Consider the following 24,028-nt stretch of genomic DNA (forward strand, 5'->3'; position numbering starts at 1 on the left):
ACAACAAACATAACCACAGTTGCAGAAATGACAAAATATCAATACTCAACCATATACATAACCAAGAATACGATGACGCTGTAACGTAATAGCTTACCGATAAACATCAACAATGAAGCAGGCACAATGGGCATTTTCAGCCACCCAGCCAGTAAACATAACAAATCACCGATTATCGGTAACCAAGACAATAGTAAGGCCCACAGACCATATTTTTCAATCCATGCCAGTGCATAGCGATATTGACGTCGTTGAATATCTTGTGGGTTTTTGGCTAATCGCCCTGCACGACCAAGGCCATAGCTGGTTATCGCCCCCAGCGTATTCCCTATGCTGGCCAGTATCAATAATTCAAGCCATGATGATGGTGTTTGATTCAATAATCCTACGAGTAACACTTCAGAGCCGCCAGGCAATAAGGTTGCGGCAAAAAAAGCGCCGCTGAACATCAACCACAAACTGGTCATTGATAACCCTTTTTACTAGTGTTCATATTCATTTAACGAACCCATTCATAGTGTTTTCATCATACTGACGAAGTGACAACATCACTATTTGTCGATGAATTTGCTCAGCCGATATCTTAACGTTAATCTGCTCAGAGTAAATGCGTAACAACATGATAGCTAGGGCCGATTGCTCTTTTGGGGCAACAATTTGTTCGCAAAAAAAATGATTAACACTTTGGATGAATATGATGTGGCGCAAATATTAGCGACAAAGACGCTTGTTTACCCATAAACTCACCTGTTTAGGCAAATACTGCTAGCAGCAGTGGTTTTTTTCTACTGCGTTATCACTTATTCATCTACAACAACTCTGCCTCATTAACTCTGCCTGTAGAAAATTGCCGCAAACTACCACAAAAAATCATCTTCAAAGATCAACAGACTTTCATCAGATGGTGACGACATCCATTACCTCAAAGCTTCATTTTGTGCCACGCCATTTAGGTACATTGGCCCGTTATAGCTTAATCAGTTAATGATTAGTAAAAAAACTTAAAGTTATAATAACAAAGTTAATTATTCATATAAGTTATAATAACAAAGTTAGTTATTCATCTAAGTTATAATAAAATAACGTTGTTTGTCATTCGTTCAGTTCATACAATGCAGTTAATATTTATTAACCTTATCAGGTTGATTAGCGAACTGTTGAGTATAAACACCATCCATCGCCTTCAACAAGCTAGACAGCAATACAGCACCATATCGCCATCGAAAGGTTTAGCTTTTAGTAATTAATCACTCATTAGTGAACGTAATGAGTCAAGCACAACGACGTTGTCTAGTCAGATTTAGTGACGTCATAATGACATAATTTGGAACTTTCATGATATTGAAAACGCTCAATCGCATCCCTTTTTGGCAGAAAGTCATTGCTGGTTTTGTTTTGGGAACGCTCACAGGCGTCGGCTTAGGTGAATCAGCCGTGATGTTAAAACCGCTTGGTGATTTGTTCATTAGTGCCATTAAAATGCTGGTCGCTCCTTTGGTATTTTGCGCCATTGTGGTCAGTATTACGTCGCTGGGTTCGCAAGGTAATTTAAAACGCTTAAGCTTTAAAACCTTAGCCATGTTTATGTTTACTGGCACGATAGCTTCATTTATTGGGTTAACGGTTGGCAGTCTTATGGACATGGGCGGTAACCTCGCGTTAGCCACTTCTGAAGTGCGTGAACGAGATATCCCTGGCTTCGCACAAGTGCTGCTTAACATGATCCCTGTTAATCCATTTGCCTCTTTAGCTGACGGCAATGTATTGCAAATCATCGTTTTTGCCGCTTTGGTTGGTATCGCCATTAATACTGTTGGTGAGAAAGCTGCCCCCTTAAAAAATGCCATCGAAGCCGGTGCTGAAGTGATGTTCCAATTAACACGTATGGTGTTAAAGCTAACGCCAATTGGTGTATTTGGCTTAATGGCATGGGTTGTGGGCGAGTATGGGTTAAGCACGTTATTGCCTTTAGGTAAGTTTATTCTTGCGATTTATATTGCCGCCTTAATACACATAGTGTTTGTTTATGGCGGATTAGTGAAATTTGCTGCTGGTCTTAGTCCGTTGAAGTTTTTCCGCAAAGCCATACCAGCACAAATTGTCGCCTTTAGTACCGCATCAAGTTTTGGAACCTTGCCAGCAAGTACTCGCTGTACTGAGGCTATGGGAGTATCAAAACGTTACAGTGCTTTTGTGTTGCCATTAGGTGCAACCATGAATATGGACGGTTGTGGCGGAATTTACCCTGCCATTGCGGCCATTTTTATTGCTCAAATTTATGGCATCTCGCTCGATATGACTGACTATATGTTGATTGCGGTCACCGCAACGGTCGCGTCTATCGGAACCGCGGGTGTACCGGGTAGCGCGATGGTAATGTTAACAGTGACATTAGGCGTTATTGGTTTACCACTTGAAGGTATTGCCTTTATCGCAGCCATTGACCGTATTGTTGATATGATCCGCACTGCAACCAATATCACTGGCGATATGATGACCGCGGTTGTGATAGGTAAAAGTGAAGGCCAGCTTGATGTTGAACAGTTTTACTCTGACGAAACCCCGGTGCAACAACCAGCCGTTTCGTGATGTTTCGCGCTAATAGCGTCAAATAGTAATAAAAAAGCGAGTATCTATTGATACTCGCTTTTTTACAAAATAGTACGCTTATCGTTTATTGATGATTAGAATTTAGCGTTTGCCCACAACCACACTTTATCGGTATCGACTTTACCAGCGCCGGCATCGCCCGCTGAGTAAGCGGCGTATTTAACGCCTACGGTATAATGTTTATCAATAGGTAAACTAAATACCGCATCTACTTCGTTACCTAAATCATTAACAGTGGCACTTGACTCGTCAGCTTCAAAATCATGATAAACCAGCGCCCATTTGCCGCCCACTAAGCTACCACCGACTGACACATAAGTATCGGCCAAGCCTTGCTTGGGTGTGGCTAAGAATTGATCTGACCAACCATTAAATGCGTGCAAAGTGGCCAGTGGCGTCGCAAAACCGTACTCGCCATTGTCAGAACCGAGTAATTCATAACCTACTTTAAAGGTTAAACCGCTAACACCTACACCGATTTCTCCTAGCATATAATCTGCAGAATATGAGGTTGTTGCCTTGTCAGCATCTTGAGTGGCATATTCTAGGGTATAAAGTAGTTTAATTTTATCGAGATTTTTGGCACCAGCAAAGCGAACACCATAGGTGTCAATACCATTGTCAATGTTAGTATCTTCTTCGAGTAAATAGCCATAAGCGCTAAGCTTACCCAAACCTAAATTGTATGATGCATTGATGATGTGATCTTTTGAATCAATGTCTTTAATGTCAGCAAAAATACGGTTGCGTTTGTAGAGGTAGCCATAATCAATGCTAAAGTCATTAATACCATATTGCAGGGTGACAGCATCGAATGTTTGGCGATCTTGACGCCAGCCGACATGGCCTAAGAAACGCATGTTATCAAGTGCTATCACTTGGCGACCCACTTTGGCTTTAAAGCCACTGCGTTTGTATTGTAAGAACGCTTGGTCTAATTCAGTGGTTTCAGGGTCTGCAATCACTGAGTAATCAGTATTATTGCCAATGGCGTCGTTGTAATCATTTACCCCAGCCACACTGCGAGAGTCTTCAAACTCAACCAAAGCGCTTAATCCATAATACTCGGCCGTCGCAAAGGTTAAGCGGGTACGCAAGGTCAATGCATCGGCATCTTTCAATGCATTTTCTTGATCGACCGATTCATAGCGTAAATTTAAATTAGCGTTTACGGTACCTTGAGTGACAGCATCGGCAACCGAATTAACTTTGACGTCTGCGGCATTGGCGCTTCCCATGGCCAATAACACCGAACAGGTTAATGCTGATAAAGCCCATTTTTTAGCTGCAGTAGAATTGTGGCAAGCCTTATCTGCAACTTGACTAGCAAGCAGTTTGTTATTCATCTTACATCCCTAATTGTTATTTTGAGTTAAGTTAAGTTAAATTACCGGTAAGTTAAATATACGTAAAATATATGACTATCAAGTTAACTGGCATTAACTTTAGCGGCTTCACGAATCCATTTCCGTGATTTATCCTGCATTTTAGATGCTTGTTTGCCTAGATATTGACGCTAATTCAAAATTTGCGACTTTTGACCGCTAAAATTAACGGCCTGTCGAACTATTAGTATTTTAGGCTGATGTTATCTTGGTAATAAAACTGTTAACAAAAACGGTAACTTAGATACCTATAAAGAGGTATACGGATAGGCTTTCTGCTAAAAATGGACTTTAGTATATGTTATCTTTCGATTTGTGATACCCAATATGATGGACATACAAATAAGCTAAAATACCAATATTCAGGGTGAGTCAGTGAACACTTTTTAAACTGATATAGTGCGTTTAATGAACCGATAGCACTCTTAACATATTCGTAACCTAGTCGGTTTGTTGTTTTTATTTGCAGGTTAAGAGTAGCATTTAAAAAGTAACCGTTTGGGCAATTTCCCCTTACCAATATAGCTTGTAAAACATACCGCCTTTGCTGTTTATCTTTGACACCTATGTGATAAAGACTAATGCTAGGGCAAACAATTCTTTCACAACCATAACGCCACGATTGCTCAGTATTAAAAGTTAAGTTCGCCAATATAAATCCAATAGCAGTATCTACTTTACCTTTGAGATAAAAACAAAAAAGCCAATGCTGGCGCATTGGCTTTTCAACTCAATCGATAACGTTTAGCCTAACACTGCCAACAATACGCCGGCGGCAACGGCACTACCCAACACACCGGCAACGTTAGGGCCCATGGCGTGCATTAACAAGAAGTTTTGGTTGTTAGACTCCAATCCCACTTTATTCACCACACGGGCTGCCATTGGCACAGCAGAAACACCTGCAGCACCAATAAGCGGATTGATTTTCCCCCCAGTAAGCTTACTCATTAATTTAGCCATCAATACACCAGAAGCGGTACCAATACTAAATGCGACCGCGCCAAGGATTAAAATACCGAGGGTTTCGATACGCAGAAATTGATCAGCTGATAATTTAGAGCCGACAGCAAGACCTAAAAAGATCGTCACAATGTTGATTAACTCATTTTGAGCCGTTTTCGATAAACGGTCTACCACGCCTGATTCGCGCATTAAATTACCCAAACAGAACATGCCGATTAATGGCGTTGCTGCAGGTAAAAATAAAATGGTTAATCCTAGTACCATCAATGGAAAAATAATTTTTTCCATTTTGCTGACTTCACGCAATTGCTCCATTTTGATTTCACGTTCAGCTTTGGTGGTCAGTAGCCTCATGATAGGAGGCTGAATTAACGGCACGAGCGCCATGTAGGAATAGGCCGCAACCGCAATGGCACCTAACAATTCAGGCGCTAGTTTGGAGGCTAAGAAAATCGCTGTAGGACCATCGGCACCTCCAATAATGGCAATGGCAGCGGCATCTTGCATACTAAACTCAAAACCAGGCACCCAATTTAAGGCAATGGCACCCAGTAGTGTCGCAAAAATGCCAAATTGTGCCGCAGCACCAAGTAATAAGGTTTTAGGGTTGGCAATTAATGCCCCAAAGTCAGTTAATGCACCTACCCCCATAAAAATGAGCAATGGGAATACACCGGTTTCGATCCCTACATGATAGGCGTAGAACAGCAAACCACCTTCATCGGTAAAGCCAGCGTTTGGGATGTTGGCTAATATAGCGCCAAATCCAATGGGTAATAATAATAGTGGTTCAAAACCTTTAATTATTGCTAAAAATAGCAATAAACAACCAACCGCCATCATCAGTAGTTGACCACCACTAAAGTTGGCGACACCCGTTTCGCCCCAAAAGGCCAATAATCCTTCCATTTAGACCTCTTATGTTAATGATAACAATGTAGAACCTACGGTTACACTGTCACCCTGCTTAACCGCTAACTGAATGACTACACCATCTTCTTGGGCTCGAATTTCAGTTTCCATTTTCATCGCTTCAAGGATAATGATCACTTCACCGGCTTTGACTGCATGACCATTATCGACTAACACTTTAAAAATATTCCCCGATAACGGTGCCGCCATGGTGCACTTAATCTCACCCGTAGTGGCTGAGGCCGCTGGTGCTGACGTTGTAGCAACAGGCGCGGCTGAGGTGGGTGCAATATGGCTGATATCACCACCTTCACTCACTTCCACCACAAAACGTTGCCCTTCGACATTAACCGTATAAGTTGCTGGGCCACTATCGGTGTTAACTTGAAGATCATCGGCACTTGGAACGGGTTCAAAGGCATCGGGGTTGCCACGATTCTTAAGAAACTGTAGACCAATTTGGTTAAACAGCGCATAAGTCATCACGTCATCGTCAACATCTGCTGCTAAGGTGAAACCTTGCTCCGCAGACTTTTGAGCTAACTCTGCACGCAACTTGTCCAATTCAGGCGCGATCAAATCTGCCGGACGACAGGTAATGGCTTGTTCACCTTTAAGTACTCGAGCTTGAAGTTCGGCATTCACAGGTGCTGGCGTGGCGCCATATTCGCCTTTCAATACCCCTTCGGTTTCTTTGGTCATCGACTTGTAACGCTCGCCCATTAGTACGTTAATGACCGATTGCGAACCGACAATTTGCGATGTGGGCGTTACCAACGGAGGAAAACCTAAGTCCTCGCGCACCCGTGGGATTTCGTCCAGCACCGCATCCATTTTGTCTGCTGCGCCCTGCTCTTTAAGCTGACTTTCCATGTTGGTTAACATGCCGCCAGGCACTTGAGCACGTAAAATTCGTGAATCTATCCCTTTTAACGTACCTTCAAAACGCACATATTTTTTACGCACCTCACGAAAGTAAGCGGCGATCTCTTCGAGCAGCACCATATCGTAACCGGTTGCTCTGTCAGTATCCTCAACCATGGCCACTAATGTTTCTGTCGCGCTGTGACCATAGGTTTGGCTCATCGATGAAATAGCGGTATCCAATACGTCTACGCCCGCTTCAATCGCTTTCTGATAGGTCGCAGTACTGAGGCCAGTCGTCGCATGACAATGCATAGATATCATTAAGTCGGTTTGCGACTTTAAACGACTGATAAGCTCATAGGCTTGCATAGGCTTAAGTAAACCGGCCATATCCTTAATGCATAATGAATCGGCGCCCATATCCTCAAGACGCTTGGCCATATCAACCCATGTATCAATGGTATGAACAGGACTTGTGGTAAAAGAAATAGTCCCTTGGGCATGACCACCGACATTTTTAACTGCTTTAACTGCCGTTTCTAAATTACGTACATCATTCATGGCATCAAAAATACGAAAAACATCTACGCCATTAGCATGCGCCCGTTCGACAAAACGAGTGACGACATCATCGGCATAATGGCGATAACCTAATAGATTTTGGCCTCGAAGCAGCATTTGCTGTGGTGTATTAGGCATGGCTTTTTTCAATTCGCGAATACGATCCCATGGATCTTCGCCTAAATAACGAATGCATGAATCAAATGTAGCGCCGCCCCATGACTCGAGTGACCAAAAACCCACTTTGTCTAATAGCGGCGCGATGGGTAGCATATCGTCGATACGTAAACGGGTTGCCAGTAATGATTGGTGTGCGTCACGCAGAGCGACATCGGTTAATGCTAATGGCTTGATCATAATGACTCCAAATTTATTTTGCGCGGTATTGATGTATCGCTGAGGTAATTGCGGCAATCAGCTTAGGATCTAAGCCGGTATGTCCCGGTGCACAAGGTGTTGCTGGCACTGGTGTAGCTGTCGCTGTCGCTTCTGGTGCAGGAAAAAGCTTGGCAATAATGCCAATAGCGATGATTAAGATGCTCAAAAAAATAAACACTAAGCCCATGCCCATTACCATGATGCCTAGTGCATCGGATAACTGCTCTGATATCGATGTCATGTATTCTCACTTTGTCTGTTAAACATCAAAAAATTGCGTTGACTATTATGTACCGTCCCCAATGCGCGGTCACGGTGCAAAGTCACAAACTTGCACCAAGACAACAGCCGCTTAACGACAACATAAAAAACTTAAACTATTTAGGAAAGCATAAATATTCAAGCTCTACGCTTATTCAATGACGTTATATTTCATGGTAAAAACAGCAAACTGAGGCTGTAAACCCAAATTCTGCCACGAAATATAAACAATTTATAACAAAAATGCTATCTTTTTGTAAATTGGTCTTACCAAATAAGTAACATTCAATAATGTCGACTAAATAAAATTCAATAAATAAGTCAAAAAAATACTAAATCTGCAATAGAATTAGCAATAACACCTTTAAATTGATAAAACCATAATTCAATCATAAGTATACTTATACTTTGTTGATTTAACACCTTGATAAAATAAATGATTAGTTATGATATGGATAACAAGTGAATAAAGATGTAAATATCACCTTTAATTTGATAAAGAGGTTATGGTTAAATGAGAAAAGGCTGTTAAAATTAACAAAAAAAAAGCCCCACATTAATGCAGGGCTTTTTTATTATGGTGCGCGTGGGAGGAGTCGAACCTCCGACCGCCTGGTTCGTAGCCAGGTACTCTATCCAGCTGAGCTACACGCGCAAAATCAGTACAAGATGCCATTCATAAATATTGCTATAGTCAGCACTTTAACAATACTCACTTTACTTAATGAATGGCGGAGAGGGAGGGATTCGAACCCTCGATGGGATTTAAAGCCCATACTCCCTTAGCAGGGGAGCGCCTTCGGCCACTCGGCCACCTCTCCGCAATATATGGTGCGCGTGGGAGGAGTCGAACCTCCGACCGCCTGGTTCGTAGCCAGGTACTCTATCCAGCTGAGCTACACGCGCATAAATTGGGTCTTAGTGAAACATGAATGGTGCGCGTGGGAGGAGTCGAACCTCCGACCGCCTGGTTCGTAGCCAGGTACTCTATCCAGCTGAGCTACACGCGCATTCATGATTAACACTTTACTATGTAATGGTGCGGATGGGAGGAGTCGAACCTCCGACCGCCTGGTTCGTAGCCAGGTACTCTATCCAGCTGAGCTACATCCGCATTCATGGTTCACATTTTAATAGATAATGGTGCGGATGGGAGGAGTCGAACCTCCGACCGCCTGGTTCGTAGCCAGGTACTCTATCCAGCTGAGCTACATCCGCATCGTATATCTATTGTAAGAAATGGCGGAGAGGGAGGGATTCGAACCCTCGATGGGATTTAAAGCCCATACTCCCTTAGCAGGGGAGCGCCTTCGGCCACTCGGCCACCTCTCCGTTTCTTGGCGCACATCTTACTGTTTGATGAAAATAAGTCAAACCCTTTTTAGGAAACCTAACTTCATTTGGACTGTTTTTAATCACATTGGATATAATAGGCTCAAATAATCATCAAAACCGTGTTATTTCTTATGAATAATGGTTTTAATTAACCGTAACAATTTCATTAAGTCTCTGTTCATTCTACGAGAGTTTTAACCTTTTTTGGCAAGCGACATATTTGAAGACATCGTTGATCTCGATAAGGTAACTTCTACACGGCATATACTCGGCACTCAGTTGCCGCTCAACATCATGTTAAGCGACACAGACAATCGCCGGATAGGGTCACTTAGCTAGTTAGCCTCAATTCTGGATAATATACGGTTTTTCCAAGTTGAGGTTAACTCATCAGGACTGATTTAAACTAAAGCGGCAATTTCTTTGCCGTGCAAAAAACAAAAAAGTCAGCAAATGCTGACTTTGATGATATCGAGCATATGTCTGCCCGAAATTAAAAACTGCCCGAAATTAGAAATTTCCATCTTCAGAAGGCGTACCTGACTTCTCAGATTGAATACGCTGATAGATCTCTTCACGATGAACAGACACTTCTTTAGGTGCATTAACACCTATACGTACCTGGTTACCTTTAACACCTAACACAGTAACTGTGACTTCGTCACCGATCATTAATGTTTCGCCTACTCGACGAGTCAAAATTAGCATTCGATTGCTCCTTTAGTTCGATCTGCATAACACGCTTTATCCGTAATATGCGCTCATTATAAGGTTTGCTTTACATAAAATCATAGTATCAATTTCAAAATACGTCAGTTTATAAAGCATATTCTATTAGGAAATCATAAAATTTGACGATTGGTCGTCTTTTAAAACGAGATTAACGTAAATTAAACCAATTTACGTTATACCACTCAGTTGTTAAATAATTCATTACAGCAAACCAATAACAAAAACGATAGGAAGGGAAAACAAATACCAAGTGCTATATTTGAGCACACAATAAGTACTGTCTAACTAACAATCCTTTTAAACGCTTTTACTGCTAGCAAGATAGTTCACTATGCCAAATCTGCTCATAGCACTCAAGACATAAAGTCGCATATCTTAGACTTCATGTCTCAATTGCTATCAAAAACGCTAATCTACAGATTTCATTAACGTAAACGTTCGTTTACCCATGGTTCCACAAGGGCTAATGCTGCGGCTAGATTCTCAGGCTGAGAACCACCCGCTTGTGCCATATCTGGACGACCACCGCCCTTACCACCAACCTGTTGTGCAACCATTGCCACGAGCTCGCCCGCTTTGACCTTTTTAGTTAAATCATTGCTGACGCCAGCAATTAAATTCACTTTACCGTCTTTAGCTGTGCCGAGCACAATAATCGCAGACTTTAGTTTTTGCTTTAGCTCATCTTGTAAACCACGGAGTGAACCTGGGTCAATACCATTAAGCTGTTTAACTAATAGTTTAACACCATTTATCTCCACTGCATCCCCAGCCATATCGGCACTGGCTGCTGCGGCTAACTTATCTTTCAACTGAGACAACTCTTTTTCTAACTGTTTGACTTTATCTAACTGCGCTTTTAATTTAGCCACAACAGATGCACTGTCTGATTTAAGTAGTTGCGCAGTTTCATCTAACACGGCTTGTTGCTCGGCAATATAAGCCATAGCAGCAACACCAGTGACGGCTTCAATACGACGCACACCTGCAGCAATACCGCCCTCTGAAGTGATTTTAAATAAACCAATATCGCCCGTGCGGCCAACATGAGTACCGCCACATAACTCGATAGAGAAATCGCCCATAGTGACAACACGTACCTGATCATCGTATTTCTCACCAAATAAAGCCATTGCGCCTTTTTCTTTAGCTTCATCAATGGCCATTTCAGTGGTGCAAAGTGCATGGTTACGGCGAATTTGGGTGTTAACTAAGTCTTCTACAGCTTTCAACTCTGATGGTTTGAGCGCTTCAGAATGAGCAAAGTCAAAACGTAGGCGTTCAGGGTTCACTAATGAGCCTTTTTGAGACACATGAGAACCTAACACTTGGCGTAATGCAGCATGCAATAAGTGAGTCACGGAATGATTTAACTGAGTACGATGACGTAACTTTTTATCCACTTGCGCGGTTAACTGCTGGCCTAGCACTAATTGGCCTTGAGTTAATTGCCCCTCATGACCTGTAGCCGGACCAAACTTATGCGTATCAGCAACGTTAAATACCACACCATCGGCTGTCAGTTGGCCTTTATCACCCACCTGCCCACCTGCCTCAGCATAAAATGGGGTGTTGTCTAATACGACAACGGCATCTTGACCCGCAACCACGGTATCAACCGCTTTACCGTCAACATATAAAGCAATTACGTTCGGCTGCCCTGTGAGTTCGGTATAACCACTGAAAGAAGTTTGTGCATCAATAATTAGCTGACTATTATAATCTGCACCAAAGTTACCTGCGGCTTGCGCACGGCTTCTTTGCTGCGCCATTGCAACGTCAAAGCCGGCTTCATCAACATTAATATCGCGTTCACGACAAACATCAGCCGTTAAATCAATAGGGAAACCATAGGTGTCATACAGCTTAAATACGGTGTCGCCATCTAAAGTATCACCTTGGAGGGTGTTCAGCGCGCCATCTAAAATCACTAAACCGCGCTCAAGGGTACGGGCAAACTGCTCTTCTTCGGCTTTTAAGGCTTTTTCAACAATGGCTTGAGATTGTGTTAACCCATTTGCGGCATCGCCCATTACGCTGATAAGCGTTGGCACTAATTTATAGAAAAAGGCGTCAGTCGCACCAAGCTTATTGCCATGGCGAACAGCTCGGCGAATAATGCGACGTAATACGTAACCGCGGCCTTCATTTGATGGCATCACACCATCGGCAATTAAAAATGCACATGAACGGATATGATCAGCGATGACGCGTAGTGACTTATCTTCTAAATCAGTAATACCAATAATATTAGCGGCTTGGGCAATCAACTGCTTAAAAATATCGATTTCGTAGTTTGAATGTACACCCTGCATAATGGCAGCAATACGCTCAATACCCATGCCGGTATCGACTGAAGGTTTCGGTAGTGGCAACATTTCACCGTCTGCTTGACGGTTATACTGCATAAATACAATATTCCAAATTTCAATAAAGCGATCGCCATCTTCTTCAGGTGTGCCAGGGCGGCCACCCCAAATATGATCGCCATGATCGTAGAAAATCTCGCTACAAGGGCCACAAGGTCCGGTATCACCCATCTGCCAGAAGTTATCTGACGCAAACGATGCACCTTTGTTATCGCCAATACGGATCATGTTTTCAGCTGACACACCAATTTTTTGAGTCCATAGGTCATAGGCTTCGTCATCTGTTTCATAAATGGTGACACATAAGCGTTCTTTTGGCAGCTTGAGTGTTTCGGTTAAAAAGGTCCATGCGAATCGAATCGCATCTTCTTTAAAGTAATCGCCAAAACTGAAGTTACCTAGCATTTCAAAAAAGGTATGGTGACGAGCGGTATAACCCACATTATCAAGATCATTATGCTTACCGCCCGCACGAACACAACGCTGAGATGTTGTTGCGCGGCTGTAATTACGCTTATCCATACCGAGGAACACATCTTTAAATTGGTTCATGCCCGCATTGGTAAATAACAGTGTTGGGTCATTGGTGGGAACGAGCGAGCTGCTATCAACAACCTGATGTCCGTTATCTTCAAAGTACTTTAAAAATGCACTTCTTAACTCTGCTGTAGTCTGAAACATAAATGGTCCTGAATAGAGAAAATACAAAAGTAACGAGCTTGGCATGCAAGCCAGTAAATGTTGGCATTATATACTGAATTTACGTCAACATGCGAGATGAGTGGTTTGATTACCCTCTTAGTTGAAATCCATAAGAGTAGCCAATAACAAGCAAATATTAAAATCCACTGACCCTAGGCATTACTATTGCAATTAGGCGTTATAAATAGGGCTATTAGATTGAGTGCAATAAATATTAACGGGTCTTAACAGAAAGTGATTTGTTCATGAAAACAAACTAGTAGTAAAAAGTAATCAATAAGAGGCTGGCAGCTTTAACGAGTCGTGTGTTGCTTCGCGTAAGTTGCAGATATAAAAATGGGTTCTTGAGGTGGCTTTGTTGGACGTTGATGTTAAAACAGTGAATAACTACGGGGTATGAGTATTAATACCATTAACACTTATGCTGTACTCATGTACTCAATGATAAAAAACATATTGAAGTGATAGGATCGTTAACAGCTAATCACTATTGTTAGGGTCATTATACTGACTCATCATTAGGGTCATCATTAAGTGCGTATGTACTTACAGGATATTTCATGGCGGGAATATTCGCGGCGCGCAAAATGCGCTACCGCGATATATTTTACTGACTGGCTTAGAACACCTCGCCAGTTTCAAGATCGACATTCTCATCATTTTCTGTTTTTGAGCCTGATGCATTAGCACCACCGTTCAATAACATAGCACGAAGAGTGGTATTAATTTCACTGGCAATGGCTGGGTTTTCAGTTAGAAACTTACCCGCATTAGAACGGCCTTGACCAATTTTTTCGCCTTTGTAACTGTACCAAGAACCCGCTTTATCAACCAGCTTATGAGCAACGCCTAAGTCAACTAACTCACCGGTACGATTAATACCTTGTCCATAAAGAATTTGAAATTCAGCTTGTTTAAATGGGGCGGCAATTTTGTTTTTAACCACTTTAACGCGGGTTTCATTACCCACGACTTCGTCGCCCTCTTTAATTGCACCTATACGACGAATATCTAAACGAACTGAAGCGTAGAACTTAAGTGCGTTACCACCTGTAGTCGTTTCTGGACTACCGAACATAACACCAATTTTCATCCGAATTTGGTTAATGAAAATAAGCAAAGTATTTGATTGCTTGAGGTTACCAGCAAGTTTTCGCATTGCTTGGCTCATCATACGAGCGGCTAGGCCCATATGCGAATCACCAATTTCACCTTCAATTTCAGCTTTTGGCGTTAACGCTGCAACAGAATCGACCACAATAACGTCGACAGCACCAGAGCGGGTTAACGCATCACAAATTTCTAATGCTTGCTCACCGGTGTCTGGCTGTGAACAAAGTAAGTTATCAATATCTACGCCTAGCTTTTTGGCATAAATAGGGTCAAGTGCATGCTCAGCATCAATAAACGCACAGGTTTTACCTTCGCGTTGCGCCGCTGCAATCACTTCCAGAGTTAACGTCGTTTTGCCTGATGACTCTGGGCCGTAAACTTCAACGATACGTCCCAGTGGCAAACCACCCGCACCTAGAGCGACATCCAATGAAAGTGAACCGGTAGAGATAGTTTCAACATCCATTGTGCGATCTTCGCCCAACTTCATAATTGAGCCTTTACCAAATTGCTTTTCAATCTGACTTAAAACGGCGGCAAGTGCTTTCTCTTTATTTGGATCAACCTTCATTATAAAACCCTCTAAGGCATTCAATACGTTTAGTAAAATGCTGTTTTGACTTAGGTGAAATGATGTAAACCATTTCAGTATGTTCATCAGTATACTGTATAGTCATACAGTATCAAGTGCTGAGCGCAATTTATTTTTTAACCTGTGATAATTGCCTTTTCACATCAATATTTTATCCAGATATACTTTTTATTATGAATCTATTTATACGCTGGGGACAAATATTGTTAAGATTAGCCCCATAAAATTACGCCCCCCTAAGATTGATTAAATAGTGAAGTGTTCATAATGACAGTAATTGATACCAGCGATTTAGAAAAACACACCCCGATGATGCGCCAGTATTTGAGCTTAAAAGCTGCTCATGCTGATATGTTATTGTTTTATCGGATGGGTGATTTTTATGAACTGTTTTACGATGACGCTAAACGCGCTTCTGAAATGTTGGGCATTTCTCTCACCGCTCGCGGGAAAAGTGGCGGCGATCCTATCCCCATGGCAGGTATTCCCTATCATGCCGTTGAGGGCTATTTAGCAAAATTAGTTAACATAGGTCAGTCTGTGGCCATTTGTGAGCAAATTGGTGACCCTGCAACATCAAAAGGTCCAGTAGAACGCCAAGTCGTGCGTATTGTCACTCCAGGCACCTTAACCGACGAAGCCCTACTGCAAGAAAAACAAGACAATTTACTGGCGGCACTTTATCAAGGTAAAAACGGATTTGGATATGCCACACTGGATATTTCATCAGGTCGTTTTGTGGTTGCAGAGTTACCCACCCGTGAAGCATTAGAAGCTGAATTACAACGCACGAATCCTGCCGAATTACTTTACAGTGAAGATTTTACTGACATGTTATTAATCAATAATATGAAAGGCATTCGTCGCCGTCCAGAATGGGAGTTTGAGTACGATACTTGTGTGAATTTACTGCTCAGTCAATTTGGCACCAAAGATTTACATGGTTTTGGGATGAGTGATGCTCGATTGGCGTTACAAGCTGCAGGTTGTTTAATGCAGTATGTAAAAGATACTCAAAAAATGGCGTTGCCACATATCAACGCCATTGTACGTTTTAATCAATCGGAATCGATAATTTTAGATGCCGCGACTCGACGTAACTTAGAATTAACGCAAAACTTGTCTGGCGGACGTGAGAACACTCTTACGTGGGTATTAGATAATACCGCAACCCCTATGGGAAGCCGCATGTTACAGCGCTGGATCCACGAACCATTACGACATCGCCAAACGATTCAATATCGCCATAACGCTGTCAGCGAATTGATTGAGCGAGACTTATATCAGACGCTACATGAACAGCTAAAAAGCTTAGGTGATATAGAACGTATTATGGCACGTTTGGCACTACGCAGCGCCAGACCACGTGACTTTTCACGTTTAAAGCAAGCATTAACACTTCTGCCTGAGATCCAGCAAACCTTAGCGGTATGCCAGCAACCTCGATTGAGTACATTAGTCCAATTATTAGGTGAATTCCCACAACAACACGACCTATTAGCACGCGCTATTGTAGACAATCCGCCCATGTTAATTCGTGATGGTGGCGTTATCCGTACTGGCTACAATAATGAATTAGACGAATGGCGGAAGTTGAGTGAAGGGGCAAGTGATTATTTAATCGAACTTGAAGCTCGCGAGAAACAACAAACAGGGATTAATACCTTAAAAGTGGGTTATAACCGCGTCCATGGTTACTATATTGAAGTGAGCCGTTTACAGTCAGAAAAAGTGCCACTAAGTTATCAACGCCGCCAAACACTTAAAGGGACTGAGCGTTATATCACCCCAGAGTTGAAAGAATACGAAGAAAAAGTACTCTCAAGTCAGGGAAAAGCACTCGCACTTGAAAAACAACTTTGGGAACAGCTGTTTGACTTATTACTGCCAAAATTACAAGAGTTACAGCAGTTTGCTACTGCTGCTGCAGAACTTGATATATTGAGTAATTTTGCAGAACGTGCCCAGACCTTTAATTACCAATGTCCGCAAATGACTCACGAAACTGGTATTCATATTGATGCGGGTCGCCACCCCGTGGTTGAACGAGTCAGCCAAGCGGCGTTTATTGCTAACCCTGTCGCGTTAACACCGCAACGTCAAATGCTAATCGTTACCGGTCCTAATATGGGCGGTAAATCAACCTATATGCGTCAAGTGGCGCTCATTACATTAATGGCACACATTGGCTGTTTTGTGCCCGCAGATTCTGCTCAAATAGGTGAGATTGACCGTATTTTTACCCGCATTGGTGCCTCTGATGATTTGGCATCGGGTCGCTCAACCTTCATGGTTGAAATGACCGAAACCGCCAACATTTTGCATAATGCAACCGCAAACAGTTTGGTGTTGATGGATGAAATAGGCCGTGGTACTTCAACCTATGATGGGTTAGCGCTCGCGTGGTCTGCTGCAGAATATCTCGCTAAAAACCTTAGTGCTCTGACATTATTTGCCACTCATTATTTTGAACTCACCCAACTGCCCGAACTGTTACCGTCAGTGATTAATGTGCACTTAGATGCAATAGAACACGACGACACCATTGCTTTTATGCATTCGGTACAAGAAGGTGCGGCAAGTAAAAGTTATGGTCTGCAAGTTGCGGCGCTCGCAGGTGTACCGGCCTCAGTCATTAAAGCGGCGAAACAGAAACTGCATCAACTTGAAAACCGTGACATGAGTTTATCACAGCAAAATCCGACCCAAGTGAGCATGAATTTATTACCTCCAATACCAGAGCCGTCGCCAGTGTTGGACAAGTTAGCGCAAATTAATCCTGATGATTTAACCCCTAAACAAGCATTAGATTATTTATATGAATTAAAGCGTTTAAATAACGTAAGTTAACAAATAATGCCGTTTGGTAGCTTACCCATCTCTTATCCCGAGTTGAGGTTATTAAAACCGTGGAAGTCGGCCAAGGCTTCCACTCCAATACTGCATTTCGCGACCATGTAGCACAGCAACAATGATAGGCTGACACAATAAGCAGGAATAATGAGAGACTGAAAACGAGAGACTGAAATGGACTAAAAGTGGGGAAGCGGCGTCAAAAAACATCGGGGGGGGTGAGGCAAATTGTTTAACAAGCTTTTTATCTTAACAAACGATTGAGCTTACGTTTACATCGATTAAGATCAAATAAATTAACGAGATAAACCTAAATACATGAGATGGAGTATTAACCACTCATATAGGTTCTCAACCCGAATACCGACAAAACCTTAAGCTGTACTTATTAAACAATTATCGATTCAATATCCATTAGTCTCTGAATAATGCTTCAACTGAAAGCCCTTGCGCGCCAAGTAAATCTTTTAAGCGTTTGAGAGCTTCAACTTGAATTTGGCGCACTCGCTCACGGGTTAACCCAATTTCAGCACCGACATTTTCTAATGTTGAAGGTTCATATCCGAGTAAACCAAAACGTCTCGCCAGCACTTCACGTTGTTTAGTATTAAGCTCATTTAACCACTCTACAATCGAATTAGATAAATCTTCATTTTGTACGCGATAGTCTGGACCGACGGAATCATCATCAGCAATGACATCTATTAATGCTTTCTCATTATCGCCACTAAATGGCGAGTCTACCGAGGTAATTCTTTCATTTAGTTTTAACATGCGACTGACATCACCAGTGGATACATCTAATTTTTCGGCAATCTCTTCTGCGGTAGGTTCATGGTCAAGTTTTTGAGCAAGTTGTCTTGCGGTGCGTAAGTACACATTTAATTCTTTAACAATATGGATGGGTAAACGGATAGTGCGAGTCTGATTCATTATCGCCCGTTCGATGGTTTGTCTAATCCACCATGTTGCATAAGTGGAGAATCGGAAACCACGTTCAGGGTCAAATTTTTCTACCGCTCTGATTAAACCTAAGTTACCTTCTTCGATAAGATCGAGTAGCGCTAAACCACGATTGTTATATCTTCTGGAAATTTTAACGACAAGGCGAAGGTTGCTTTCGATCATGCGGTTGCGAGACTTTTCGCAGCCTTTGAGGGCTTTACGTGAAAAAAACACTTCTTCCTCTGCTGTCAGTAGCGGAGAAAAACCTATCTCACCTAAATATAATTGAGTAGCATCTAAATTTTTCTGTAAGTCATCTTGGACTTTTTCTTCAATCTCGAGTTGTTGTACCAAATCACGGTGATCGGTTGTGTCTCCTGGTGGTTGTTTAGCTAGATCGACAAGATATTCTGCTGAAGCAGTATTATTTTTGCGGCTCATAATTGCTCTCCCAAACCTAATTTATGTTATTTAATCTACTGCAATTGCTTATCCTCCGTTAATTATGTGACTAAACAATTACTGTTTAGGTAGATATCGTAATGGGTTGACAGACTTACCATGAAAGCGCACTTCAAAGTGAAGCATAACTTGATTAGTCCCGGTACTGCCCATTTTTGCAACTGTTTGACCTGCACTCACATATTGCTTTTCTTTAACCAGTATCGTGTCGGCATGCGCATAAGCACTTAAAAAATCATCATTATGCTTGATAATCACTAAGTTGCCATACCCGCGCAGTGCATTACCTGCATACACGACTCTCCCATCTGCTGCGGCTTTAATAATATCGCCGCGATTACCAGCAATCTTTATCCCTTGATTGCCTTGTTCTGATGCCGAAAAATATCCAACTATTCGACCTCTAACTGGCCAGTGCCATTGCTGAACTTGCTGTGGCAAATTTGCGACAGAACCTATTGCACTTTGGTTAATTGTTTGTTGGGTAGTTGTTACAGAATACGCAGGCTTGACTTTGTGATCAAGAACTTTTTTCGTTCTGGCTGAAACTACTGCTGGGCTTGGCTTTGGAATATCCTTCGGCTTGATTGTTTCTAATTGAGAACGATTTGAGCTCGAAATATATGGTTTGGTAACGGCTTGTGTTTGTACTGAAGTCACATAAGGTTGAGGTGCTCGAACGGTTGTCGATGGACGATTATTAGTGGCCGCTAAATTAAGTACTTGCCCAGGATAAATAATGTAAGGAGACGATAAATGGTTCAAACGGGCAACGTCCACAAAATTACGCCCTGCCCCCCAAGCAATTGAATAAAGCGTGTCACCTTTCTTTACTTTGTATTTGTTCGTTTTTAATGAGCCTTTATGATAACGAGGACCATGATTATTTGACGATAAACTGTCAACCGGCGCGGGACGATCAGCTTGAAAGCTGCATCCAGTGAGCATAATTGCTAAGACCAAAAAGTGTGGCCAACCGGTATTCATCAAACAAAATCCTTTTAGAAGAGGTACGTGATTGTTAGGCTAAAACAAGCTTGTTGCAAACGAAAATATCGTTAATGTATCAAACCTCATTTTATCGTGTTGAATAAGCTCAACTCGGGATAAGAGACGGGATAAATCGATAAAAACAGGTTTACGCCAAGTCTGCAATATCAAACTTGCCATTTGTGTTGCCAACAAGGCCTATTGCAATGCAATAGCATATATCAGGACAAAGAGCTGAGGTTAACTATGCCAAATCGCCATTAATTAAAGGAACAAATTTAACTGACTCAATGATCTCAGATTGGAATGCCTGTCCGACACGGGTAATTTTGAGCAATTGTTGGGTGTCTTCTCCCACCGGAATAATTAATACACCACGGTCAGATAATTGTTCAAGCAATGCTTGAGGTACCCTTGCTGCAGCGGCCGTCACCATAATGCCATCAAATGGCCCTCGATTTGGCCACCCTTGCCAACCGTCGCCATATTTGAATGATACATTATGTAGATCTAGGCGCTTTAGTCTTTGACGAGCTTGTATTTGTAATGCTTTGATACGTTCAATAGTGCATAACTCTGGAATTAACGATGCTAAAATAGCAGCCTGATAGCCTGAACCGGTTCCAATCTCTAACACTTTTTGAGGGTTATGCTGTAACAGAAGCTCAGTCATTCGAGCCACAATGTAAGGTTGTGAAATTGTCTGTCCCTGCCCGATTGGTAATGCAGTATTTTCATACGCCTTATGAGCTAATGCACCATCAAGGAACAATTCCCGTGGTGTTATTGCTACAGCATGCAATACGGCAGGATGTCGGATCCCTGCATCAGACAATTTCTTGGCCAAATTTATTGCTGATGTTGAAGCTACCGGTGTCATATTTTTATTATCCAATCGGCTAATCCATCAAGTTGATTGTATGCCGTCAAATCAACTGTTAGGGGGGTTATTGATACATATCCTGCTGCTACTGCATCGAAATCGGTCCCTTCACCTGCATCTTGTTCACTTCCAACAGGCCCAAGCCAGTATATATCTTTACCCGCTGGATCTTGGGTTTTTATCATACCTTCTGCTTTATGCCGTGCACCTAAACGGGTGACTTTAATCCCTTTAATTTCTGCTATCGGTAAATCGGGGACATTAACATTTAACATTTGATCACGACTAATAGGATGAGCCAACAACCCTTTTACAATTTTAGTCGCATAAACCGCAGCAGTATCGTAATGAATTAATGATTTTCCAACGAGAGACACCGCTATGGCTGGCAGACCTAAAAAACGCCCTTCCATTGCAGCGGCAACGGTACCTGAATATAAGGTGTCATCTCCCATATTCGCACCGGCATTAATACCGGAAACCACTATGTCGGGTTCCGTAAGGCACAGCTGCCTAATAGCGAGATGAACACAGTCAGTTGGAGTGCCATTAACAGCAATGTAGCCATTATCTAAATTATTGATTCTTAATGGATTAGTTAAGGTTAATGAGTTACTCGCACCCGAACAATTACGATCAGGTGCAACCGTTAACACTTGGGCAAACTCGCTCAGTGCGTTGCTTAACGCAATAATACCGGCCGCACTCACACCATCATCATTACTGACTAAAATATTAATCATTCATTAGCACTCTTCATTGGATTGTGCTTGTTGATCCGCAACCATCTCTTTTCGCTGTGATTCTTGAATATCTTGATAATCAGCAAGTTCACGTAACATCGACGTGGCATAACTGCCGGCCGGCAACACAAACTCAAGGGTGAGTATATTCGCTTCAAACTGCCATTTTATCCCTTGAGGCTCAAGCAATAAGGGTCGTCTTTCTTGTGATAAGCCCGCGTCTTCGAGTCCTTGCAAGTCAGTTGATAAATCGGTTAATGGTGTCAGTTCAACGGCTAATGCTTCGGCTTGAGCTAATGGTAGACCTTTGCCCCACAACGGGGCTGAAAGTTGAATATCTTTTTCTGCTAAGCGACTATTGAGAACCTCATCCCACGTTTCAGCGGTAAAATAGCTTTTACTGCCAGCTAACATCACGCAATCGCCTGCTAATGTGTCAGTATGATGATGGGCTAAACGAAATGACACCACTTGATTAAACACATTGGAACGTACTGCTGATAAATACATGCTGCGTTTATGACGATCTTTTACGTTGCGACCACCGCTGAGCATTTGTCGACCCAAAATGAGGTTTTTGCCGTCGTGGCCAAAACGTTGCTCGCCAAAGTAATTGGGGACACCTAACTTAGCAATCTGTTGTAAACGTGTTTCAACATCGGCAATATCGGTTATATTGCGTAATGTCAGCACAAACCGATTTCCGATCAAGGCGCCTATACGCAGTTTTTTACTGTGGCGGCTGCTCGACAAAATCGTTAATTTCTCATTATTAAGCTCTGTCCACTCAGGGGTTTCTTTACCCGGAATACGTACCCCAAACCATTGTTCGGTAATAGCATTTTTATCTTTCTGGCCAGCGAAGGTCACTTCTTTCGGATGAACTTTAGCGAACTTAGCCAATATTTCAGCAACATAGACCGTATTCATGCCGTTTTTACGCACATGGAGCATATGATGCTCGCCTTCGCCTGTTGGCGTAAAAGGCAAAATTTCTTTAACAATAAAATCGCTATTATAGGTACGTAAATCAGCTTGGCTTATTGGTTTACCAAAAAGGTAATGTAATTCTTTCATGTGCCAGAATTCTCTATATTTTGTAGGTTATCGACTCGTCATCAACACAACAGCTTCAACAGCAATGCCTTCTTTACGTCCAGTAAAACCGAGTTTCTCGGTCGTCGTCGCTTTAACATTAATGTTATCGATATCCGTTTGTAAATCGGCACTAAGGCACTGACGTATAGCCTCAATATGTGGCGCCATCTTAGGTGCTTGAGCAATAATGGTGACATCTAAATTACCTAATATAAATTGCTTTTGCAGTGCAAGTTGATAACAGTGTTTTAATAACACACGACTATCGGCACCCGCAAAGTCGGCATCCGTATCAGGAAAATGTTGACCTATATCCCCTAACGCCATCGCGCCTAATATCGCGTCGCTAATAGCATGCAATACCACATCACCGTCAGAATGGGCGATGAGCCCACTGTCATAAGGAACCGTCACACCACCTAAAATGAGTGGGTTATCACCGCCAAACTTATGCACATCAAAACCATGACCAATACGAATATTCATTTAAAACCTTATATTAACTTGTTATGAGGCGATATTAACAAGTGTTGTTTATAACTGTTCAATTTATTTTTGTGACATAAACAAGGCCGCCAACTGTAAATCATCTGGATGAGTCACTTTAATGTTATCCATTCGGCCTTGAACCAGACCCGGCATGACTCCCGCCCATTCCATTGCACTGGCTTCATCGGTAATAGAGACCTGGGCCGCTAGTGCGGCCGATAAATGGCTGCGTAAAGTTGATACGGGAAAAAACTGTGGGGTTAATGCATGCCATAGCAACGCGCGATCGACAGTACTAACAATATGACCACTGGCGTCACTTCGCTTCATGGTGTCACGAACTGGCGCAGCAAGAATGGCGCCTTGAGGATGAATGTGTACAGACTCAATCAATTGGGTAATATCTTCGTGGCTTACACAAGGTCTTGCGGCATCATGAACCAGAGCCCACGCATTAGGATTAAGAGTCTGTGCATAATCTAATGCCGCTAAAACAGAATCAGCGCGTTCTCCACCACCAATGACTTGGGTTAACTTAGGATGTTGAGATTGTGGTAACTTACTGAAATACTTATCTTCTGGGTGTAGAGCTACCACCACCAAGTCTATTTCAGAATGAGCCAATAATGCATCTAATGTATGTGCGAGGATGCTTTGTTGCCCAAGCATTAAATATTGCTTAGGTTTATCAGCCCCCATGCGACTACCAACACCCGCGGCAGGAACAATAGCAATAATAGAACGAGGATTGTTTAGCATATTAGCAGTACCAAAATTGAAAG

Annotated in this window: 18 protein-coding genes and 7 tRNA genes; 2 read left to right on the top strand and 23 right to left on the bottom strand. The window is 42.3% G+C overall.

All coding sequences use genetic code 11. From position 1 onward, the window contains the following. Positions 1–38: 38 nt before the first annotated feature. Complete coding sequence (locus CXF80_RS08350) at positions 39–467, bottom strand: YqaA family protein (RefSeq protein WP_101032444.1); 429 nt, start codon at positions 465–467, stop codon at positions 39–41. Between the two features lie 868 nt (positions 468–1,335). On the opposite strand from CXF80_RS08350, the gene CXF80_RS08355 reads away from it, so the two are divergent. Next, positions 1,336–2,589 (top strand): dicarboxylate/amino acid:cation symporter, encoded by a 1,254-nt coding sequence (locus tag CXF80_RS08355; protein ID WP_101032445.1) that lies wholly within the window; start codon positions 1,336–1,338, stop codon positions 2,587–2,589. Positions 2,590–2,684: 95 nt separating this feature from the next. Here CXF80_RS08355 and CXF80_RS08360 read toward each other — a convergent pair whose 3' ends face one another. From CXF80_RS08360 to recA, 15 genes are all read right to left on the bottom strand, one after another. Beyond that, complete coding sequence (locus CXF80_RS08360) at positions 2,685–3,848, bottom strand: alginate export family protein (RefSeq protein ID WP_232772202.1); 1,164 nt, start codon at positions 3,846–3,848, stop codon at positions 2,685–2,687. Between the two features lie 448 nt (positions 3,849–4,296). Further along, on the bottom strand, positions 4,297–4,713 hold the full coding sequence (locus CXF80_RS20090; protein ID WP_157822200.1) for a hypothetical protein: 417 nt from the start codon (positions 4,711–4,713) through the stop codon (positions 4,297–4,299). A gap of 26 nt (positions 4,714–4,739) precedes the next feature. Continuing rightward, complete coding sequence (locus CXF80_RS08365; RefSeq protein ID WP_101032447.1) at positions 4,740–5,870, bottom strand: sodium ion-translocating decarboxylase subunit beta; 1,131 nt, start codon at positions 5,868–5,870, stop codon at positions 4,740–4,742. 9 nt (positions 5,871–5,879) lie between these two features. Next, the gene (oadA, locus tag CXF80_RS08370; RefSeq protein ID WP_101032448.1) at positions 5,880–7,658 is read right to left on the bottom strand and encodes a sodium-extruding oxaloacetate decarboxylase subunit alpha; all 1,779 of its coding nucleotides are present in this window, start codon (positions 7,656–7,658) and stop codon (positions 5,880–5,882) included. A gap of 13 nt (positions 7,659–7,671) precedes the next feature. Then, positions 7,672–7,920, bottom strand: coding sequence for an OadG family transporter subunit (locus CXF80_RS08375; RefSeq protein WP_101032449.1), 249 nt, complete (start codon positions 7,918–7,920; stop codon positions 7,672–7,674). A 598-nt stretch (positions 7,921–8,518) separates the two neighbouring features. Then, positions 8,519–8,595 (bottom strand) — tRNA-Arg (locus tag CXF80_RS08380). Between the two features lie 74 nt (positions 8,596–8,669). Continuing rightward, positions 8,670–8,761 (bottom strand) — tRNA-Ser (locus CXF80_RS08385). Positions 8,762–8,769: 8 nt separating this feature from the next. Beyond that, positions 8,770–8,846: transfer RNA gene (locus CXF80_RS08390), tRNA-Arg, on the bottom strand. Positions 8,847–8,873: 27 nt separating this feature from the next. Beyond that, positions 8,874–8,950: transfer RNA gene (locus tag CXF80_RS08395), tRNA-Arg, on the bottom strand. Positions 8,951–8,977: 27 nt separating this feature from the next. Continuing rightward, positions 8,978–9,054: transfer RNA gene (locus CXF80_RS08400), tRNA-Arg, on the bottom strand. Between the two features lie 27 nt (positions 9,055–9,081). Next, a tRNA-Arg gene (locus tag CXF80_RS08405) sits at positions 9,082–9,158 on the bottom strand. 22 nt (positions 9,159–9,180) lie between these two features. Further along, positions 9,181–9,272: transfer RNA gene (locus CXF80_RS08410), tRNA-Ser, on the bottom strand. Positions 9,273–9,785: 513 nt separating this feature from the next. Further along, positions 9,786–9,983 carry a carbon storage regulator CsrA gene (gene csrA / locus CXF80_RS08415; protein WP_076496509.1) on the bottom strand — a complete coding sequence of 66 codons (198 nt, stop codon included), beginning with the start codon at positions 9,981–9,983 and terminating at the stop codon, positions 9,786–9,788. 449 nt (positions 9,984–10,432) lie between these two features. Next, complete coding sequence (gene alaS, locus CXF80_RS08420) at positions 10,433–13,057, bottom strand: alanine--tRNA ligase (protein ID WP_101032450.1); 2,625 nt, start codon at positions 13,055–13,057, stop codon at positions 10,433–10,435. Positions 13,058–13,697: 640 nt separating this feature from the next. After that, complete coding sequence (recA, locus tag CXF80_RS08425) at positions 13,698–14,762, bottom strand: recombinase RecA (RefSeq protein ID WP_101032451.1); 1,065 nt, start codon at positions 14,760–14,762, stop codon at positions 13,698–13,700. Between the two features lie 288 nt (positions 14,763–15,050). Between recA and mutS the strand changes: the two genes are divergently transcribed. Continuing rightward, positions 15,051–17,633, top strand: coding sequence for a DNA mismatch repair protein MutS (gene mutS, locus CXF80_RS08430; RefSeq protein ID WP_101032452.1), 2,583 nt, complete (start codon positions 15,051–15,053; stop codon positions 17,631–17,633). Between the two features lie 417 nt (positions 17,634–18,050). Here mutS and rpoS read toward each other — a convergent pair whose 3' ends face one another. The 7 genes from rpoS to ispD form a co-directional block, all read right to left on the bottom strand. Beyond that, positions 18,051–19,022, bottom strand: coding sequence for an RNA polymerase sigma factor RpoS (gene rpoS, locus CXF80_RS08435; protein ID WP_101032453.1), 972 nt, complete (start codon positions 19,020–19,022; stop codon positions 18,051–18,053). Positions 19,023–19,100: 78 nt separating this feature from the next. Then, on the bottom strand, positions 19,101–20,033 hold the full coding sequence (locus CXF80_RS08440; protein WP_372491483.1) for a peptidoglycan DD-metalloendopeptidase family protein: 933 nt from the start codon (positions 20,031–20,033) through the stop codon (positions 19,101–19,103). A gap of 244 nt (positions 20,034–20,277) precedes the next feature. Beyond that, the gene (locus tag CXF80_RS08445; RefSeq protein ID WP_101034721.1) at positions 20,278–20,913 is read right to left on the bottom strand and encodes a protein-L-isoaspartate(D-aspartate) O-methyltransferase; all 636 of its coding nucleotides are present in this window, start codon (positions 20,911–20,913) and stop codon (positions 20,278–20,280) included. After that, entirely contained in the window at positions 20,910–21,659 is a 750-nt protein-coding gene (gene surE / locus CXF80_RS08450; protein ID WP_101032455.1) for a 5'/3'-nucleotidase SurE, read from the bottom strand. The genes CXF80_RS08445 and surE overlap by 4 nt, the downstream gene beginning before the upstream one ends. Positions 21,660–21,662: 3 nt before the next feature. Further along, positions 21,663–22,736 carry a tRNA pseudouridine(13) synthase TruD gene (gene truD, locus CXF80_RS08455; RefSeq protein WP_101032456.1) on the bottom strand — a complete coding sequence of 358 codons (1,074 nt, stop codon included), beginning with the start codon at positions 22,734–22,736 and terminating at the stop codon, positions 21,663–21,665. 27 nt (positions 22,737–22,763) lie between these two features. Continuing rightward, on the bottom strand, positions 22,764–23,243 hold the full coding sequence (gene ispF / locus CXF80_RS08460) for a 2-C-methyl-D-erythritol 2,4-cyclodiphosphate synthase (RefSeq protein WP_101032457.1): 480 nt from the start codon (positions 23,241–23,243) through the stop codon (positions 22,764–22,766). 63 nt (positions 23,244–23,306) lie between these two features. After that, the gene (gene ispD, locus CXF80_RS08465; protein WP_101032458.1) at positions 23,307–24,005 is read right to left on the bottom strand and encodes a 2-C-methyl-D-erythritol 4-phosphate cytidylyltransferase; all 699 of its coding nucleotides are present in this window, start codon (positions 24,003–24,005) and stop codon (positions 23,307–23,309) included. Positions 24,006–24,028: the final 23 nt, after the last annotated feature.

It is taken from the genome of Shewanella sp. Actino-trap-3 (assembly GCF_002836275.1).
Lineage (GTDB): Bacteria > Pseudomonadota > Gammaproteobacteria > Enterobacterales > Shewanellaceae > Shewanella > Shewanella psychromarinicola.

Coding starts and splice junctions, on each gene's coding strand:
- CXF80_RS08350 (WP_101032444.1), bottom strand. CDS start 467: ATGACCAGTTTGTGGTTGATGTTCAGCGGCGCTTTTTTTGCCGCAACC.
- CXF80_RS08355 (WP_101032445.1), top strand. CDS start 1,336: ATGATATTGAAAACGCTCAATCGCATCCCTTTTTGGCAGAAAGTCATT.
- CXF80_RS08360 (WP_232772202.1), bottom strand. CDS start 3,848: ATGGGAAGCGCCAATGCCGCAGACGTCAAAGTTAATTCGGTTGCCGAT.
- CXF80_RS20090 (WP_157822200.1), bottom strand. CDS start 4,713: ATGCGCCAGCATTGGCTTTTTTGTTTTTATCTCAAAGGTAAAGTAGAT.
- CXF80_RS08365 (WP_101032447.1), bottom strand. CDS start 5,870: ATGGAAGGATTATTGGCCTTTTGGGGCGAAACGGGTGTCGCCAACTTT.
- oadA (WP_101032448.1), bottom strand. CDS start 7,658: ATGATCAAGCCATTAGCATTAACCGATGTCGCTCTGCGTGACGCACAC.
- CXF80_RS08375 (WP_101032449.1), bottom strand. CDS start 7,920: ATGACATCGATATCAGAGCAGTTATCCGATGCACTAGGCATCATGGTA.
- csrA (WP_076496509.1), bottom strand. CDS start 9,983: ATGCTAATTTTGACTCGTCGAGTAGGCGAAACATTAATGATCGGTGAC.
- alaS (WP_101032450.1), bottom strand. CDS start 13,057: ATGTTTCAGACTACAGCAGAGTTAAGAAGTGCATTTTTAAAGTACTTT.
- recA (WP_101032451.1), bottom strand. CDS start 14,762: ATGAAGGTTGATCCAAATAAAGAGAAAGCACTTGCCGCCGTTTTAAGT.
- mutS (WP_101032452.1), top strand. CDS start 15,051: ATGACAGTAATTGATACCAGCGATTTAGAAAAACACACCCCGATGATG.
- rpoS (WP_101032453.1), bottom strand. CDS start 19,022: ATGAGCCGCAAAAATAATACTGCTTCAGCAGAATATCTTGTCGATCTA.
- CXF80_RS08445 (WP_101034721.1), bottom strand. CDS start 20,913: ATGACACCGGTAGCTTCAACATCAGCAATAAATTTGGCCAAGAAATTG.
- surE (WP_101032455.1), bottom strand. CDS start 21,659: ATGATTAATATTTTAGTCAGTAATGATGATGGTGTGAGTGCGGCCGGT.
- truD (WP_101032456.1), bottom strand. CDS start 22,736: ATGAAAGAATTACATTACCTTTTTGGTAAACCAATAAGCCAAGCTGAT.
- ispF (WP_101032457.1), bottom strand. CDS start 23,243: ATGAATATTCGTATTGGTCATGGTTTTGATGTGCATAAGTTTGGCGGT.
- ispD (WP_101032458.1), bottom strand. CDS start 24,005: ATGCTAAACAATCCTCGTTCTATTATTGCTATTGTTCCTGCCGCGGGT.